15 protein-coding genes and 1 pseudogene are annotated in these 19068 nt (G+C 32.2%); 4 read left to right on the top strand and 12 right to left on the bottom strand.

The annotated features are described in order from the left end of the window. Window positions 1-115: 115 nt before the first annotated feature. The 7 genes and pseudogenes from guaB to GQR95_RS09855 all read right to left on the bottom strand — a co-directional run bounded on the left by guaB (window position 116) and on the right by GQR95_RS09855 (window position 9606). Window positions 116-1588, bottom strand: coding sequence for an IMP dehydrogenase (gene guaB / locus GQR95_RS09885; protein WP_159023013.1), 1473 nt, complete (start codon window positions 1586-1588; stop codon window positions 116-118). Between the two features lie 73 nt (window positions 1589-1661). After that, complete coding sequence (locus tag GQR95_RS09880) at window positions 1662-2363, bottom strand: Insecticidal toxin complex protein (protein WP_159023012.1); 702 nt, start codon at window positions 2361-2363, stop codon at window positions 1662-1664. A 49-nt stretch (window positions 2364-2412) separates the two neighbouring features. Continuing rightward, window positions 2413-3774: an HTTM domain-containing protein gene (locus GQR95_RS09875; RefSeq protein ID WP_159023011.1), complete on the bottom strand. Its 1362-nt coding sequence runs from the start codon at window positions 3772-3774 to the stop codon at window positions 2413-2415. Between the two features lie 425 nt (window positions 3775-4199). After that, window positions 4200-6959 carry an outer membrane beta-barrel protein gene (locus tag GQR95_RS09870; RefSeq protein WP_159023010.1) on the bottom strand — a complete coding sequence of 920 codons (2760 nt, stop codon included), beginning with the start codon at window positions 6957-6959 and terminating at the stop codon, window positions 4200-4202. Between the two features lie 85 nt (window positions 6960-7044). Next, window positions 7045-7908, bottom strand: a complete 864-nt coding sequence (locus tag GQR95_RS09865; protein WP_159023009.1) for a hydroxymethylglutaryl-CoA lyase — start codon at window positions 7906-7908, stop codon at window positions 7045-7047. 32 nt (window positions 7909-7940) lie between these two features. After that, window positions 7941-8567, bottom strand: coding sequence for a LysE family translocator (locus GQR95_RS09860; RefSeq protein WP_159023008.1), 627 nt, complete (start codon window positions 8565-8567; stop codon window positions 7941-7943). A gap of 3 nt (window positions 8568-8570) precedes the next feature. Beyond that, a pseudogene (locus tag GQR95_RS09855) lies at window positions 8571-9606 on the bottom strand (quinone-dependent dihydroorotate dehydrogenase). Window positions 9607-9707: 101 nt separating this feature from the next. Here GQR95_RS09855 and pepT point away from each other — a divergent pair. Continuing rightward, window positions 9708-10943: a peptidase T gene (gene pepT / locus GQR95_RS09850; RefSeq protein ID WP_159023007.1), complete on the top strand. Its 1236-nt coding sequence runs from the start codon at window positions 9708-9710 to the stop codon at window positions 10941-10943. 271 nt (window positions 10944-11214) lie between these two features. Beyond that, on the top strand, window positions 11215-11850 hold the full coding sequence (locus GQR95_RS09845) for a hypothetical protein (protein WP_159023006.1): 636 nt from the start codon (window positions 11215-11217) through the stop codon (window positions 11848-11850). 75 nt (window positions 11851-11925) lie between these two features. Here the strand turns inward: GQR95_RS09845 and GQR95_RS09840 are convergent, their stop codons facing one another. The 4 genes from GQR95_RS09840 to rpmH all read right to left on the bottom strand — a co-directional run bounded on the left by GQR95_RS09840 (window position 11926) and on the right by rpmH (window position 16442). After that, the gene (locus GQR95_RS09840; protein WP_233266025.1) at window positions 11926-12741 is read right to left on the bottom strand and encodes an IS3 family transposase; all 816 of its coding nucleotides are present in this window, start codon (window positions 12739-12741) and stop codon (window positions 11926-11928) included. A gap of 50 nt (window positions 12742-12791) precedes the next feature. Beyond that, window positions 12792-13226, bottom strand: a complete 435-nt coding sequence (locus GQR95_RS16610) for a hypothetical protein (RefSeq protein WP_199269581.1) — start codon at window positions 13224-13226, stop codon at window positions 12792-12794. 104 nt (window positions 13227-13330) lie between these two features. Beyond that, window positions 13331-16183 (bottom strand): carbamoyl-phosphate synthase large subunit, encoded by a 2853-nt coding sequence (carB, locus tag GQR95_RS09835; protein ID WP_159023005.1) that lies wholly within the window; start codon window positions 16181-16183, stop codon window positions 13331-13333. Window positions 16184-16280: 97 nt separating this feature from the next. Further along, the gene (gene rpmH, locus GQR95_RS09830; protein ID WP_038527912.1) at window positions 16281-16442 is read right to left on the bottom strand and encodes a 50S ribosomal protein L34; all 162 of its coding nucleotides are present in this window, start codon (window positions 16440-16442) and stop codon (window positions 16281-16283) included. Between the two features lie 167 nt (window positions 16443-16609). On the opposite strand from rpmH, the gene GQR95_RS09825 reads away from it, so the two are divergent. Both GQR95_RS09825 and GQR95_RS09820 read left to right on the top strand, forming a co-directional pair. Continuing rightward, complete coding sequence (locus GQR95_RS09825; protein WP_159023004.1) at window positions 16610-17488, top strand: DUF6263 family protein; 879 nt, start codon at window positions 16610-16612, stop codon at window positions 17486-17488. A 5-nt stretch (window positions 17489-17493) separates the two neighbouring features. Then, window positions 17494-18063: a DUF2892 domain-containing protein gene (locus GQR95_RS09820; RefSeq protein WP_159023003.1), complete on the top strand. Its 570-nt coding sequence runs from the start codon at window positions 17494-17496 to the stop codon at window positions 18061-18063. Between the two features lie 68 nt (window positions 18064-18131). Here GQR95_RS09820 and GQR95_RS09815 read toward each other — a convergent pair whose 3' ends face one another. Next, window positions 18132-19055, bottom strand: coding sequence for a lytic transglycosylase domain-containing protein (locus GQR95_RS09815; RefSeq protein ID WP_159023002.1), 924 nt, complete (start codon window positions 19053-19055; stop codon window positions 18132-18134). Window positions 19056-19068: the final 13 nt, after the last annotated feature.

Here is a 19068-nt window from a genome sequence, read left to right as displayed (position 1 = left end):
TTATTGATTTATTCTTATCAATTTTATTAGACATAAAAAAACTCCAATTAAAACGAAATTCAGTTTTAATTGGAGTTTTATATTAAAGAAAGGAATCTCCTCTCTTTATATACTTCTATCTTGAGTAATTTGGAGACTCTTTAGTAATCGTTACATCATGTGGGTGACTTTCATTAATTCCACTAGCTGTAATTTTTACAAAACGTCCTGTTTCTTTTAACGTCGGGATGTCTTTAGCACCACAATATCCCATACCTGCACGCAAACCACCAACAAATTGATGAATACTTTCTTCTAAATCTCCTTTATAATCTACACGACCAACAATTCCTTCTGGAACTAATTTTTTAATATCGTCTTCTATATCTTGAAAATAACGGTCTTTACTACCTTCTTTCATGGCTTCTACAGAACCCATTCCTCGGTAAGATTTAAACTTTCTTCCTTCAAAAATAATAGTTTCTCCTGGAGATTCTTTAGTACCTGCTAATAACGATCCTAACATTACAGTATCTGCTCCAGCAGCAATTGCTTTAGGAATATCTCCTGTATAACGAATTCCTCCATCTGCAATTACAGGAACACCAGAACCTTTAATGGCTGCGGCAACCTCTAATACAGCAGAAAACTGAGGGAATCCAACTCCTGCAACTACACGAGTTGTACAAATAGATCCTGGACCAATACCAACTTTTACGGCATCTGCACCAGCATCTACTAAATATTTAGCGGCAGCACCAGTAGCAATATTACCAACAACAACATCTAAATATGGAAATTTAGCTTTAACCGCTTTTAATACATTTACCACACCTTTGGTATGTCCGTGAGCGGTATCAATAATTATAGCATCAATACCTGCATTATATAAAGCTTCGGCACGTTCTACAGCATCAGCAGTAACACCAATAGCAGCTGCTACACGTAAACGTCCGTAATTATCTTTATTTGCAATTGGTTTTTGTGTAAGTTTTGTAATATCTCTAAATGTAATTAATCCAATTAAATTATAATCGGCATCAACTACAGGTAGTTTTTCAATTTTCTTTTCTTGTAAAATAACTTCAGCATCTTTTAAAGATGTTCCTTCTGCTGCAGTTACTAAATTGTCGCAAGTCATAATTTCAACAATAGCACGATCGTTCTCATGTTCGAAACGTAAATCTCTATTGGTAACAATTCCTTTTAGTTTCCCTTCATCATCAACAATAGGAATTCCTCCAATGCTATGTTCTTTCATGCAATTCTTAGCATCAATAACTTTAGCTGTTAAAGGCAACGTTACAGGATCGATAATCATACCGCTTTCTGCACGTTTTACTTTACGTACTTCTTGAGCTTGTTGGGCAATGGTCATGTTTTTATGTAACACACCAATACCTCCTTCTCTAGCTATAGCAATTGCCATAGCGCTTTCTGTAACCGTATCCATAGCCGCAGAAATAATAGGTACGTTAATTGTAATGTTTCGTGTAAATTTTGTTTGAATATTTACCTCTCTTGGTAAAATTTCGGAAAATGCTGGGACTAATAAAACGTCGTCGTAGGTTAGTCCTTCTCCTAGAATTTTGTTTTCGTGTGCTGTCATGGTGCAATTAAGATGTAATTGCGTGCAAATATACTATTTTTAATAGTATAAACAGAAGTGAATGCACCTAATTTTAATTAGACCATTTACAATATGGCAAAAGTACATTTACGGCATAATAATATCTGTGGTTTGGATTTTTTAAGTCGGTTGTAAATGCTAATTCTTTAGGCACAAATAATCTGTAAACTCCTTTTCCTCTAGCTATTTGAGAAATTTGTTTTAAATTTTTAGCATCTATTTTTTCATATACAGATGCTACCCAATCGTACTGTTCTAGATGTAGCATTTTTAAATCCCAAGTTTCTGCTGCTGTATTTTTAAGAGGTTCTGAGGCTAAAAACAGAGTTCTTAAATAAGGAAAAGCATTATTAAACACAATTTCACTCCCATAATTAGCACTATGAATAGTCGATTTTTTTACAATGTATTTATAAGGAAAAGTATATATTCTGCTTAATTTTTCTGAAATAAAAGCGGCCATTTTCACCCAATAAACCTCATCTCCTTTTTGCTCTATCTTTTTTTGAAACCACATATAAAACCCCAAACGTTGCACTACAGATGTATAATTTTCTGGATGCATTTGCATTAAATTGAAGCGATTTGCATTTTGCCAAACTTTAGAATTTTGTTTTCTGTCTGCTGTAAACCAATCTCCATTAGACAGGACTTCAAACTGTGTTTCTTTCTGATACGTTTTTAAATTCTTCCATTCTTTAGCTGAAACAATATTAAAATTTAAACACAAAATAAGGAAGATAAATATTTTCATGATTAAGATTATTAAAATTTTAGAAGAAATTTAAAATAGGAATTAAATCTTACAAGCCGCGAATTTTATCTTGAAAAGGGAGTATCCATTTTTTATGTCTAAAGGATTCTTTTTCTTGTAACAAATCTACGTCTGGATCTATATATTGAGCCTCTGCTCTGCCATTTAAAGACACATAACTCTGAGCATAAACCTGAACCTGATCATGTCCTTCTGCTTTAAAGTGACGCCCTAGACAATGTGCAAATTCTAAAATAAAATCAGGCTGAGCACTCATTTGTTTTTCTTGACTAGGTGTTAAAAAATCTGAATTTTTAATATTAAAACGTTCTCCTGTTTTAGAATCTACAACAGTAAAAGTAGTGGTTCCAGATCTTTCGATAAGCGATGTACGCCAAGAGAACAAATACCCTTCTCCTGTCCAAAACAACTCTCCAGGATACAACATATACCGCAATGGAAATAGCAATTGAAACACAAAAAACAGCAATACAATAAGAACAGATAAAGGTGTTCTATACTGATAATCTTTTGTCATTTTTAATGCTGAAGAAAACTTTAAACCATTTTGAATTGGAGATAAAAAGGCTCTTAAAATTAATAATGCTTTTTGATGCCATTCTAAAGAGAAAAAAATAGGTGCACAAATAATAAGCATTAAAGGCAACATACCTAAAGGAAACAGCGCTTGCGAAAATAACTGATTAAAAACAAGCAAGCCAAAAGCTAAAAATCGTGTACGTTTATAAAGTAATAAAAATGGAATTGTTAAATCGAAAACCATAAAACTCCAGCTTACACCATAATGAAACCAATTAGATTGCAATACAGAATCGCCAATTAATGGAATATTTTTACTCGCCGTTAGCCATAATTCTAAAGGCATAGCACGTAACAACCAATCGGAATTAAGTTTTGCTAAACCGGAATACAAGAACACTATAAAAAATATTAATTTCACACTGTCTAAACACCACTTTGGAATGGTACGGTATGAGCGTCTTGACCGTAAAGAATCTATTGAAAAAGCCGCATTAGCTGGCAGAAAAATCATTAAAAAGCTTAATACCATTATAAAATAAGACGACGACTGATACACCGTTTTATCCATAAATTGAATATAAGTAAAACTTAAAAAGAACGTTACTATTGCAATTCTATATTTAAAACCAAAAGCTACGAAAATGGAAGATAAACCACACAAAGCAAATAAGACATAAGTATAAACACCAAATGGTTTAATCCATTCGAAAGCATAAAATGTAAAATGAAATTTAGGTTCTAAATAAAGTGATTCAATCCAACCTTTTTGCCAAAAACTAAATAAACTAGCACACATTAACAAACCAAAACAGACTCTAAACACTACTAGAGGCGCTGGATTAGTTGTTTTTATGAAGTAGTTATTCATATAGTAGAATGAGGTTTAAAATGTTTTTCTTTCTAGATGAGGCATTAACGAAGCACAAAAACATAAAACAAAATGCGGTTCGTTACAAGATTAGTTTCTTCAAAACAAATAAGTAGGTTATTTAAATTGCTAAAAACTCATATAAATACAAATTTCTAAATATTATTTAGGATAGTTAAGGAAAATACCTATTAATTATAAAAAATATATATTTATTCTTTTTATAATTACTCATTTTATTTTAGTCTACTCATTATAAGTGTATTCAGATGTAATCGATTTACTTTTTATTATAAAATAAAACAAGAGTATTCTCTCATTCTGCTCATTTTTAAACAATATATAAGATAAAAAAAACTTAATTAAAGCATAAAACCTTCAAAAAACTCAGAAAACCAATGTTTATTTTTTCAAAATTAGAAGATCTATCGCTTTCCGCCTCCGCCGCCTCGAGAAGAACCTCCTGCTCTACCACGACTACCTTTAATATTCATTTGTTGGCCCGCAAAGTTTCCGAACTTGTAGGTAAAATTCAACATAAAATACTGTTCTAAAATATTACTTTCTGTATCCTTAATATATGTTTCTGTAACAGAACGTCTATACCCATTATTCTTTCCAAGCATATCGTAACCCACAAGTGTTAGCGTCGCTTTATTATTCCATAATTCGATACCTAAACCTGCATTCCAAAAAATAGCATCACCATCAAATTCATCTCCTACACGACTATTGTAACTGTAAGACACTTTATTAGATAAGAATACATTTTTTAAAAAGAATATTGATGCATCAAAATCTACATTCTGAGAAAAGTATGTATTATCATTAAAATCATTTGTATCATAAACAACACTGGTTGCCGAATAACTGTAACTCGCACTAAGATCTAATTTATTATCATAAGAATATTTAAACGATAATGAAGGTCTTAACATTGTTGTTTCTCCAGTAAATTCTACGCCATTTTGTATAGACAACGCATTACTAAAAGATCCATTTAAACGGGCATTGATATTAATATTTGTTTTTTTACTGAAAAATGATTTTGTAATAGCGACGCTCCCTGAATATGAATAATCGCCATCAATATTATCGTAAGTCGTGTATTTATTTAAATCTTCATCTGTTATTGTTGAACTGATAATTTTATCATCTACAAATTCTGCTTTAATAGTTCCAGTAACATTAATGTTATTAAATGCTAAATTGTTTTGGTATGAAAATTTAATATTATGATTTATCTCTTGCTCTAAGAATGGATTTCCGATAACAACATGTGTAATATCGCTTTCATCTATAACAGGTTGTAATTGATTTACTGAAGGTAAATTGACTTTCTGATTATAGGTTAAATTGATATTCTTATACCCATTCTGATCGCGATAGCGTATTCTTCCTGAATAGGTTGCATACTCAAAATCTGTTTTAAAATCTCGAGCTTCAATCAATTTATCGGTATACTTTGTATAGGTATTTGTGTAACCTCCTTCAACCTCAAAACGGAAATCTTTATACTCATAACGCAATCTTAAAGCGGGTCTTATTGAAGTTGCAGCATATCTACTATCTGAACTTTGAATCTCATTAAAATCATCATAATCGTCTGTATTCTCATCAAAATCGTAAATATATTTTTCATTCTCTTGAGAATTTATACTTGCAGAATATCGAGGCATAATTCTGAAATTTGTAAACAATTCTTTACTCCATAAGGCATTCAATGAAATATCACTACCATAAGTATCTGTATTATTTATTTGATCTTGAATTTCTGTACTGCTTAATCTTTCAATATAATTTTCAGAATAATTCATATTATCAGCATTTCCTTTACTAAAATCGGTATTAAGAGACATGGTTAAATAATCTCTTTTTCCCGTAATTGTAGTAACACTAAATTCATTATTGATACTGTAATTATCTGACAAGGATTCATTTTCTGAATAATAATCACTCACTAAATCGCCATTTGTATATTCAGATTTTTTATCGGTTACCGAACCTGACTCTGAATGACTGACGTTAACACCTATTTCATTAGAAATTAAAACTTTATTATTAGACTTTTTATTTTTAGGCGGAATAATAATTTTTAAATCTCCACCTCCAATATGACTATCTGAATCATTAAAACTTTTACTTTCTGAATCGGTAATGTAATTAAAGTCGGGCAGAAAGTTCTCAGTATGGCTTATTTGTTCTTTTTCATTATTTTGAGCGCTGTATCTGTAGTTTCCATTAATACGGGTTTCATTCCATTTACCTTTAGTATAATTGGCTCCAATAAAATCCGATTCTATATATCCACTACTCGTATCCGTATCTGGCAGTGAGTTGAAACCTTTAGTCATATTAATATTGTTAGATCCTCCAATAAGCCCTAACTGTTTACCTTCAATCAGCTTAAAAATATTAGCATTTACTTGATATTTTTCATCGGTTCCGTATCCTACTTTAACATCTCCAAAAGTGGCTCTGTTTTTTCCTTTTTTAATAGTCAGGTTTATTTCTTTAGTTCCAGAATCCGATTCTTCGCCAGTAAATTTCTGCGTATTGGTTTTATAGTCTGTCACTTGAACTTTGCTTATTACATTACTCGGTAAGTTTTTTAATGCAATATCTCCACTTTTTTCACCAAAAAAAGCCATACCATCTACATTAACAGCTTCCACTTCAATACCATTCATGGTAATATTGCCATCGGTATCAATTTCAATACCAGGTAATTTTTTTAAAAGGTCTTCAGCTTTATCATTTGGTAAGGTTTTAAAACTATCTGCATTATATTCAATAGTATCTTTTTTAATTAATACTGGAGGTGCTTTAGCGATAATAGAAACCACGTTTAATTGTTCCACTTGTTCTTCTATGGTAACAACTCCCATATTTAATTCCTTTCCATCAGGGACATTAATATCTTGCTGATATGGTACATACCCCATATAAGCAATGTTAAAAATAGCTTTACTATCGTCTTCGGTATTTACCTGAATAGAAAATGCACCATTTTTATTAGTAATACCATATGCTATGGGAATGCTATCTTTTATACTTTGAAGATATACCGTGGCACCTTCTAAAACGGTTGATGTTTTATCTTTAACAATGCCCTCTAGGGTGAATTTCTGGGCAAACAGAGCTCCAGAGAAGCATAATAACAATATTAGCAGTAAATTTTTCAATGTAGTTAGTCTAAGTTAGTTATATATATAGACCTAACGAACTTTGAATAGTTTAACCGAGATATGTTAAAAAATTAAGATGAAATTAATGGTAGACTTTAAAAATTTTGGTCGCTTCATTATACGCGCTTTCAAAACTTAAAGCATTTAATCCGTTTACCTTTTTTGTTGTAAAATAAGATAATAGCTTTTCGGTAGGCATATTGCCTGTTAGTTCATCTTTAGCCATTGGGCAACCTCCAAATCCTTGGATGGCACCATCAAAACGTTTACAACCGGAATTATATGCGGCATCTACTTTCTCGAACCACAAATTTGGTGTAGTATGTAAATGCGCCCCAAACTCTATATTTTTATACAACGGAATTAAATTAGAAAACAAATACTTTATGGTTTCAGGGTCTGAACTCCCAACAGTATCACTTAAAGACAAAATTTTCACGCCCATTTTACTTAAACGTTCCGTCCAATCTGCCACAATATCTACATTCCAAGGGTCTCCGTAAGGATTCCCGAACCCCATAGAAATATAAACGACCACTTCTTTATTACGCTGATCTGCAATATTTAAAACCTTTTGTAATGTCTCTACAGATTCGGCAATGGTTTTATGTGTATTACGCATTTGGAAATTCTCTGATATAGAAAACGGATAGCCTAAATAATCTATTTCTTTGTGTTTAGAAGCATCTTCGGCACCTCTGGTATTTGCTATAATTGCTAAAAGTTTACTTACTGTTTTAGACAAATCTAATCGAGAAAGCACCTCGGCAGTGTCTACCATTTGCGGAATCGCTTTAGGCGACACAAAACTACCAAAATCAATAGTATCATAACCAACACGCAACAAGGATTGTATGTATTGCACTTTACGATCGGTTGGAATAAAGGCTTTTATTCCTTGCATGGCATCGCGCGGACATTCTATAATTTTTACATCTTGAGCCATTACTTGTTAACGTTTATCATTTAAAAATACCTTTATTTTTCTGAAAATAAGATAAAAATTGCAATACCTGTAAACACGACAATTTGCATCCATTTTAAAATATGACCAATCCCTTTATGTTGTTTTAAATATTCTGAAATGGAACCTCCTAAAATTGCAATCGTAGCAAAGACCAGGAACGATACACCTATAAATATAAAACCTAAAATGTAGAATTGTTGCACGGTTCCTAATGTATTACTAAATAAAAATCCAGGAAAAAAGGCCAGAAAAAAGATAGACACTTTCGGGTTTAAAACATTCATGATAAACCCTTGTTTATATAATTGACTCCACGTTTTCTCAGGAACATTAGCTTTGGTTAGCAATACATTTGCATCACTTTTATAGACTTTATACGCCAAGTAAAATAAATATAATGCGCCTAATAGTTTTATAAAAAAGAAAATAGACTCAGAAGATTTTATAATTGCAGACACACCAAAAGCAACTAAAGTAGTATGTACTAAGCAGCCTGTGACCAAGCCGCATGCAGTAGCAATACCAAAAGACTTACCGTTGGTTATACTCTGCATTAATACATAAATAACATCTGGTCCTGGTGCTATTGCTAAAGCAGAAGTCGCGATTATAAAAGATATTAGAACATCTACATCCAAAGGTTATGCTTGTTTTAAAATTGCTTTATTAATCTTTTTAATTAAACCAGGGCCTTCGTAAATAAATCCAGTATAAATTTGAACTAAAGTTGCTCCTGCATCTAATTTTTCTAATGCATCTTTGGCAGAATGAATCCCTCCTACTCCAATAATAGGGAATGCCTTATTACTTTTTTCACTCAAATACTTAATTACTTGTGTGCTTTTTTCTTTAACAGGTTGCCCACTTAGACCTCCGTTTCCTATAGTTTCAAGCTGAACTTCTGATGCTTTTAATCCGCTTCGATCTACAGATGTATTAGATGCAATAACACCATCAAGCTTCGTTTCATTAACTAATTCTATAATTTCGTCTAACTGCACATCGTTTAAATCTGGTGCAATTTTAAGTAAAATGGGCTTCTCTTTTCCAAACGTTTTATTTGCTTTTTTTACTGTACTTATTAATTCTAGCAAATAATCTTTATCGTTTAATTTAGCATGACTCCCCACATTTGGACAACTTACATTAAGTACAAAATAATCTACATAAGGATGTAATGCATTAAAACATGTTACATAATCTGAAGTATAATTATCTGGAGTTGTTTGTGTGTTTTTTCCAATATTCCCTCCCAATAAGAATTTTTCCTTTATTCTTTTTAAGCTGAATAATTGCGGTCTCTACTCCTTCATTATTAAAGCCCATACGGTTTATTAAACCCTGATCTTCGATAAGTCTAAAAATACGCTTTTTAGGATTTCCTACTTGAGCAATTGGAGTTACTGTTCCTATTTCTACGAAACCAAACCCAAAATTTGCCAATTCATTATATAACACTGCATTTTTATCGAAACCGGCGGCTAAACCTACTGGATTTTTAAATTTTAATCCGAAGACTTCACGTACTAATTTTTTGTCTTCAATAACAAATAGAGCTCTAAATAGACTAGGAATGAAAGGAATTTTAGACAGTACACGAACCATAGAAAAGGTAAAGTGATGGACCTTCTCAGGATCGAAACTAAAAAATAAAGGACGAATTAATAACTTATACATTGCAGATTTATTTGTGCAAAAATACTTTTAAATAAAAAATCCTACAATTCAAAAAGCATAAATAATTAATAATAGTATTTTTGTATAAAATTTCACCCCTCATGATAAATAAACAGCACCTTATAAACCGTTTTGTAAGCTACGTTACTGTAGATACAGAATCGGATCCAGAAAGTGACAAAACACCAAGTACAGCAAAACAATGGGATCTTGCTAATGCTCTTGCAGACGAATTAAAAGCGATTGGCTTAGAAGATGTATCTATAGACCAAAACGCATATATTATGGCAACGTTACCAAGTAATGTAGACCACGATGTACCAACTATTGGTTTTATTTCTCATTTCGATACCTCTCCAGATTTTTCTGGTGCCAATGTAAAACCTCAATTTATTGAAAATTACAACGGAAAAGATATTGTTTTAAACAAGGAACAAAACATCATTTTATCGCCAGATTATTTTGAAGACTTATTACTATATAAAGGTCAGACGTTAATTACAACAGACGGAACAACGCTTTTAGGAGCAGACGACAAGGCTGGAATTACAGAGATTGTTACTGCTATGGAATATTTAGTACAACATCCAGAAATTAAACACGGAAAGATTCGTGTTGGTTTTACTCCTGATGAAGAAATTGGTCGTGGTGCTCATAAATTTGATGTTGAAAAATTTGGAGCAGAATGGGCTTACACTATGGACGGTAGTGAAATTGGAGAGTTAGAATACGAAAATTTTAATGCTGCCGGCGCTGTAGTTACTATAAAAGGTAAAATTGTACATCCTGGTTATGCTAAGGGAAAAATGATAAATTCTATGTACATCGCTACAGAATTTATAAACTCACTGCCACGTATAGAAACTCCAGAACATACTGAAGGTTACCAAGGATTCTTCCATTTAACAGATATTAATGGAGAAGTAGATGGAACAACTTTAAAATATATTATACGCGACCATAGTAAAACACATTTTGAAGCGCGTAAGGAAGTGATGCAAAAATTAGCGAATGATTTAAACTCACAATATGATCATGATGCTGTTAGTGTTGAAATAAAAGATCAGTATTTCAATATGAAAGAAAAAGTTGAACCTGTAATGCATATTGTAGATATTGCTGAAGAAGCGATGAAACAAGTAAATATTACTCCAAATATTAAAGCCATTCGTGGTGGTACAGATGGATCTCAATTAAGTTATATGGGATTACCTTGTCCAAATATTTTTGCTGGAGGTCATAATTTTCATGGTCGTTACGAATATGTTCCTGTAGAAAGTATGATAAAAGCAACTGAAGTAATCTGTAAAATTGCAGAGCTTACTGCCAAACGCTAATTGCGTTAGCGATAGTAGTGGCATCCTTTTTTAGCTTCTATAAATGGCTAAAAAAGATATAACGAAAAGCGCGACCTTTATGGTAACGCCCAAACTAAATGTCTGATGATCCCCAAAAAATCATCAGACATTTACATTAAATTAAATAACTAATAATCAACGCATTAAAATAATCTTACTTTTAAAGGATTTATCTCTTGAAATAAATAGTGGTATCTTTATAAAATTATACTTGCAAAAAAATTGCACAAACAACACTTTAAACTAAAAAATGACGGATAATATTTTTGTAAACAGATTTAAAAAAAAGACTAATGATGAACTTGAAGCCATTAGTTTTAACGAAGACGTTTACACCAACGAAGCGCGTTTAACGGCTTTAAATATTTTAAAAAGTAGAGATGTAAACACAGATGCTATTAACTCTATTCATAGCAATTTAACGGCAGATGCAGAACGTATTACTAAAGAAAAACGTGTTGCAGCGGCATCTATAACTTCTAATGCTTCTTCTAACACAAAAGCTAAACTAAAGGCTTTACCAGAGTTATACTCTAAAACTTTAATTTTAGCTATTTCTATTTTATTTTCGCCGCTTTTTGGAAGTGTATTATTAATGTTTAATTTTAAAAACACAGGATTAAAAAAGGCGAAAAATCAGGTCATTATATTTACAATAAGCTACATTTTTATTGTTGTATTAATTTCGTTACTGCAATTAAACTCTAATTTAGCATTAATAATAAATGCCATTGGAGCTTTTATTTTAACCGAATATTTCTGGAATACATATTTAGGTAAATCTATAGAATATAAAAAACGTAGTTGGGCAAAACCTGTACTTATTATATTGGCGATTACAATACCGCTTACGTATTTTGTTCTTAAAAGTTCGGGTGCTATTTAATTATATATTTATTTTAAAAAATAATGTCTAGTCCTGAATAAACGATACAGATTATTAAAGGATTAAAAATATTAATTAAAGCTGAACAATCTTAAGATTGTTCAGCTTTTTTGATTTATACTGTTTTCTTTTTAATTTTTGTTGTTTATGCATCATATCAGGTGTTCGCATATGATTAGAAAAATGTGGTCTTAAACTATTGTAAATATTGACTGCATCTTTGATTATTAATTTCTTTGTTTCTATATCGGTATCGTAAGTTGCTATTGCAAATTCTTGTTTCAAAATACCATTTACACGCTCTGCGATAGCATTTTCATAAGGATCATATTTCTCTGTCATACTTGTAATAATATTTTTGTCTTTTAGCAAGTTCTGATAATCATTAGAACAATACTGCAAACCTCTGTCTGAGTGATGTATTAAAGATTGGTCTTTATAACTTCTTTTTCTTAGAGCCATTTCAAGAGCTCTAAGAGAACCTCCAACTTCAAGACTATTTGATATGTCATAGCCCATTATTTTTTTTGAATATGCATCTGTAACTAAAGCAAGGTAAGACGGATTTTTTCTATTCCCAGTGTAGGTGATATCGCTTACCCAAACCTGTTCTGGACGATTAAATTCTATCTCATTAATTTTATTCTTATGCTTTCTAAATCTATGATGAGAGTCAGTTGTTATATGATAACTCTTTTTAGGTTTTATAACCATGTGGTTTGCTTTGAGTATTCTAAACAACTTATCTCTACCTACATGTACTTTGCTTAATTCATTTTTAAGTATATAATATAATTTTCTTGTGCCTAGCCTTGGCATTAAATTCCTAACAGAACGTACCATAGCTATAACTTGTTTTGCTAAGCTTTGCTTATGCTTTTTGGATTTTATAGCTCTGTAATAAACCTGTCTATTTACCCCGAGTAATTCACAGGAAGAGATTATGGTCTCTTTTTGGTCTTCTTTGAAGTTTTTGATAACTCGGGTTTGTAATTTTTTCTGATTTCGATATCATATTCCTTTTCAGCCATATCTACGAGCATATCAAAAATTATAACCTTCTTATCTGCACGTTCAGCAGGGTGTTCTGCTCTTGCCTTTTGCTTTTCTAGAAGTTTAACCTTAGCTTCTAATTCGAGTATTTTTTGTTCTGGAGTTTTTGACATCGTTTTTGGAGATTGGTGTTCCCAATCAAAGTTACCATATTTTTGCAACCATTTGGTTACTGTAGAATCTCCTTGGATGCCATATTTAAGCTTAGCTTGTGATTTTGTAAGAAGTCCAAGCTCTAATTCTTCAACTAATTTAAGTTTAAAAGAAAGAGAGTAGTCTTTTTGGGTACGCTTGGTATGCCCTAAATGGTCTGATGTTTTCATTACACTAAATTTTAGTGTATCGCTATTTCAGGACGGGACATAATAAAGCATAAAAAAAGGCTTCCAAATTTGGAAGCCTTTTTTAGTATATAATAATAGTATGTTTATTTATTTAAATACATACGGCGACGAGAATAGATGTTATAAAACTCATCGTCTCTTAAGTTATCTATAAATAAGATACTTTCTCCAGTACTTTTCATTTCTGGACCTAGTTTCTTATTTACGTTATGGAATTTATTGAAAGAGAATACGGGTTGCTTAATGGCGTACCCTTTTAATTCTGGTTTAAAATCGAAATCTGTTACCTTTTTCTCTCCTAACATCACTTTAGTTGCATAGTTTACGTAAGGTTCTCCGTAAGCTTTCGCTATAAAAGGAACCGTACGAGACGCTCTTGGATTGGCTTCTATAATATACACTAAATCATCTTTTACAGCAAACTGTATGTTTATTAAACCAACAGTATTTAATGCTAGAGCGATTTTTTTAGTATGGTCTTTAATTTGTTCCATAACTAAATCTCCTAAAGTAAAAGGTGGTAGTAATGCATTACTATCTCCGGAGTGAATTCCGCAAGGCTCGATATGCTCCATGATACCAATAATGTATACATTTTCACCATCGCAAATAGCATCTGCTTCTGCCTCGATTGCACCATCTAAATAGTGATCTAACAGTAATTGGTTACCTGGCATTCTGCTTAATAAGTCTACAACGTGTTTTTCTAGATCTTCTTTATTAATCACAATTTTCATTCCTTGTCCTCCAAGTACGTAAGATGGACGTACTAAGATTGGGAAATCTAGTTTGTCTGCAATTGCAGAAGCTTCGTCTGCAGTTGTTGCAATATCAAACTCTGGGTAAGGAATTTTATTTTCTTTAAGCATGTTAGAGAACAATCCGCGATCTTCGGCTAAATCTAAAGCTTCAAAGCTTGTTCCTAATATTTTAACACCGTACTTGGTTAATTTTTCAGCAAGTTTTAAGGCTGTTTGGCCACCTAACTGAACGATTACACCTTCTGGTTTTTCGTGCTTAATAATATCGTAAATATGTTCCCAGAAAACAGGCTCGAAGTATAATTTATCTGCAGTATCAAAATCTGTAGATACCGTTTCTGGGTTACAGTTAATCATGATGGTTTCGTAACCACATTCTGCAGCTGCAAGTACACCGTGAACACAACAGTAATCAAATTCTATACCTTGACCAATACGGTTTGGACCAGAACCTAATACTATGACTTTCTTTTTATCTGTAACAACACTTTCGTTATCTGTAAAACGTTTACCATCGGCTGTTTCTACATCACTTTCGAAAGTAGAATAATAGTATGGCGTTTTCGCTTGAAATTCTGCAGCACACGTATCTACTAATTTGTAAACACGATTTACACCAAGTTCTTCACGCTTCTTATAAACTTGACTCTCTAAACATTTAAGCATGTGAGCGATTTGACGGTCACCATATCCTTTTTGTTTAGCTTCAAGTAATAAATCTTTCTGAATAGTGTCTATAGTAAATGTAGAAATTTCATTTTTAAGGAAATGTAAATCTTCATATTGCTTTAAGAACCACATATCGATTTTAGTGATTTCGTGAATTCTGCTTAACGGAATTCCCATCTCAATAGCATCGTAAATAATAAATACACGATCCCAAGACGCATGAGTTAACTTCTCGATGATTTGCTCGTAATTTTTATTTTCTTTACCATCTGCACCTAAACCATTACGTTTAATCTCTAAAGATTGAGTGGCTTTATGTAATGCTTCTTGGAACGAACGCCCAATACCCATGACTTCACCAACAGATTTCATTTGAAGTCCTAATGTTCTATCTGAACCTTCAAATTTATCAAAATTCCAACGTGGAATTTTTACGATTACATAATCTAAAGTCGGCTCGAATAAAGCTGAAGTAGATTTTGTAATTTGATTTTGTAATTCATCTAAATGATAACCAATAGCTAATTTAGCAGCTATTTTCGCAATAGGATAACCTGTTGCTTTACTTGCTAATGCAGAAGAACGCGATACACGAGGATTAATCTCGATTGCAATAATATCTTCATTCTCGTCTGGAGAAATAGCAAATTGCACGTTACAACCACCAGCAAAGTCACCAATATTACGCATCATATGTATAGCCATATCACGCATTCTTTGGTATGTTTTATCACTAAGCGTCATAGCCGGAGCTACAGTAATAGAATCTCCTGTATGAATTCCGATAGGATCCATATTTTCAATAGAACAAATAATTACAACATTATCGTTCGCATCTCGAAGTAACTCTAATTCGTATTCTTTCCAACCAATAAGAGCCTTATCAATCATAACCTCATGGATAGGAGAAATCTCTAATCCTCGGGTTAATAATTCATCAAAATCTTCTTCTTTGTATACGAAAGATGCACCAGCACCACCTAAGGTGTAAGACGCTCTAATAATTAAAGGGAAACCAAATTCTTGTGCAATTTCTTTACCTTTTAGGTAAGATGTAGCAGTTGCTTGTGGAGCCATTGGAATACCAATTTTAAGCATCAACTCTCTAAACTGCTCTCTATCTTCTGTTATATTGATAGCATCAATATTAACACCTATAATATCTACACCAAAATCTTTCCAAATCCCTTTTTCGTCGGCTTCAATACATAAATTTAGTGCTGTTTGCCCACCCATGGTAGGTAAAACAGCATCAATATGTGGATGCTCTTTAAGGATTTCAACAATAGATTTTGTCGTTAAAGGCAACAAATATACGTGATCGGCCATTGAAGGGTCGGTCATAATAGTTGCTGGATTCGAGTTGATCAATACGGTTTCTATCCCATCTTCGCGAAGTGATCTTAAGGCTTGAGTCCCTGAATAGTCGAATTCGCAGGCTTGTCCAATTACAATTGGTCCAGACCCGATGATAAGAATAGATTTTAGCTTTGGATTTTTTGGCATTGTATAAAATTAAGATATTGCTAAAGTAATTATAAACTAGATATAAAAAAAGGCGCTACGAAAAGTAACACCTTTATATATCAAAACATTGATATCATTATTTTTTATGTCTTGACTCAGAAGATACAGACAGTTTCTTTCTTCCTTTAGCACGTCTACGTGCTAAGACTTTTCTACCATTGGCAGAAGCCATTCTCTCTCTAAAACCGTGCTTGTTTCTTCTCTTTCTTTTTGATGGTTGAAACGTTCTTTTACTCATTGTCTTGTATCTTTAAAATCTTCAATATATTAACTACACTTGGCTTTGATTGTTTGTCAAAACTGCGCGCAAATATACAAAGAGTTTTTAGTTTAACAAACCTTATTTAAAAAATATTTTTTAGTAAAATTTTTAGTTTCTTTGTAGTCCCAAATAATATAGTACAAATGATTCGATTTTTTCTTAAAATATTAGTGTTTACCTTTATAGGTACATGTTCCCTATCTGCCCAGTCTTTACTGCAATATCGGTTAAATATTGGAGACAGCATAACGGTACGACAACATGCTACACAAAATATTGTACAATGTGAACAAGGTGTAGAACATAAAATACTAAATAACCTTGATGAGAATTACACCTTTAAGGTCGCCGCTAAAACAGATAGTACCTATAAATTAAAATTTCACTTTAATCAATTTAAGCTTAAAACAACCTCTAACAAGTTTGGTATATTAGTAGATGTAGACACAAACAAGCCTGCGGCAGAGGACGATACAGAAGGTAAAATATTTGGAGGCTTAACACATTCTGAACTACAAATAGAGATGTCTTTTAGTGGAGAAATTATTCATGTACTTGGCGCAGAAGAGATGATTAATAATATGATTAGCTTATCTGGAATAGATGATGAATTTACAAAACAGCTTATGATTGAATCGATGAAAGCTGAATTTGGTAACGAATCTTTATCTAAAAGTTTTGAGCAACTCACACATATTTATCCGAAACAGAAAGTAAATATTGGAGATACTTGGAAAAATGAGTATTCTGGCGATGTTAATTCTAAAAACACTTGGAAGCTAGAAAAGCTATCTGACAACATTGTTTTAAATGCAGAATCTACTTTAAGTATGATTATTGAAGACGAGTTTACAAACTTGCTTTTAAAAGGAAAACAAAATATAGTCGTAATTGCCGACAAGAAAACAGGATTTATCAATGAAATGACTGTAAATGCTGAAGCTAGTAATGCTGTAGATTTAAATCATCCAAACAGCAACCCAACAAAAGTAACATCTATAACAACTTATAAAATTAAATAAAAAATATGTACAACAAGAACATAAAATTAGTAATAGCCGGTTTAATTATAGCATATGCTGTTTACCAATTTATTGAAGGAAATATTGGAAATGGTATCATGTTAATCTTATTATCTGCTATTTTTATCTTTCTATACTTTAAAAACGAGTTTATTTTACTTGCCTTTTTAAAGTTACGTAAACAAGATTTTGAAGGCGCAACCAAGTGGTTAAACAAAATTAAAACCCCAGAATCTGCTTTAGTAGCAAAACAGCAAGGGTATTACAACTACTTACACGGTATTATGGTATCGCAAACAAATATGAATGAATCTGAAAAATATTTAAAAAAGGCTGTGGCTTTAGGTTTAAACATGGATCATGATTTAGCGATGGCAAAATTAAGCTTAGCTGGTATCTCTTTATCTAAACGCAGAAAACAAGAAGCTACTAAATTATTATCTGAAGCTCAAAAACTAGATAAACAAGGCATGCTTACAGATCAAATAAAAATGATGAAAGAAAACATGAAGCGTGCACAAGCACCTAACCAACATTTTGGAGGACATAAACAACCAAGAGGAGGAAGACGATAGTTTTTTCTTTAAAGCATAAAAAAAGGGCGTTGAAATGATTCAACGCCCTTTTTTTATATAGATAAATCTTATTTTTTATAATAACCTGCTTCGGGAATCTGTATCTCATATAGTTTTCGTGAACTATTATTTAAGAATGATTCACGTAACCATGGATTATGAATTTTTAAAATCTTGTAATTAATATCGTATTTCTGTGCAAAAACAGCAAAATCGGTAACAGCTGAGTCTACTTTTACACTGTACGTTGGTACATAAGTATACAAATCTTTCTCTCTGAAGTTAAAACCATACTTTAACGGGTTATTTAAAATCTCTTTTAAAGCTATAATTCTAAACACATAACGTCCGGTTTCTTCTCCTAGTAACAAATCATAATAATCGTCTACTTTCTGAGCTTTTAACCTAGAACGCACACCTCCATTACCTGCATTATAAGCCGCTGCAGCTAAAGTCCAAGTTCCTAATTGTGCTTTAGATTTTTTTAAATATTCGCAAGCCACTTCTGTAGATTTTTCAAGATTGTAACGTTCATCTACATTATCATTTACTTCTAAACCAAAATCTTTAGCAGTTGCTTTCATTATTTGCCAAACACCACGAGCACCTGCAGGAGAGACTGCATTTGTTAATCCGCTTTCTATAACAGCTAAATATTTAAAATCGTCTGGTATTCCGTGCTTTTTCAAAATAGGTTCTATAATAGGAAAATATTTATGAGCACGTTTAAATAACAGCAACGCATTAGATTGCCAATATGTGTTTACTAATAATTCACGATCCATACGCTCATGAATATCAGGATCGTTTAACGGTAAATTTTCACCTGCAAAATCTAATTGTTCTGGCATTTGCAGCGCATAGACATTATAGTCGTTAAACTGTTTTTTTTCAAAACTTTCATCTGTTTCAGGATCTCCAACAGCATTAATAGATAATGCAACTACGCCTAATAACCCTACAAACATTAGACCTTTATAGATATGCTTCATAATTTTGGTTTGT

Source organism: Formosa sp. L2A11, assembly GCF_009796865.1.
Taxonomy (GTDB): Bacteria; Bacteroidota; Bacteroidia; order Flavobacteriales; family Flavobacteriaceae; genus Formosa.
Note: the sequence above shows the minus strand (reverse complement) of the source record. Positions and strands in the feature narration are given on the sequence as shown.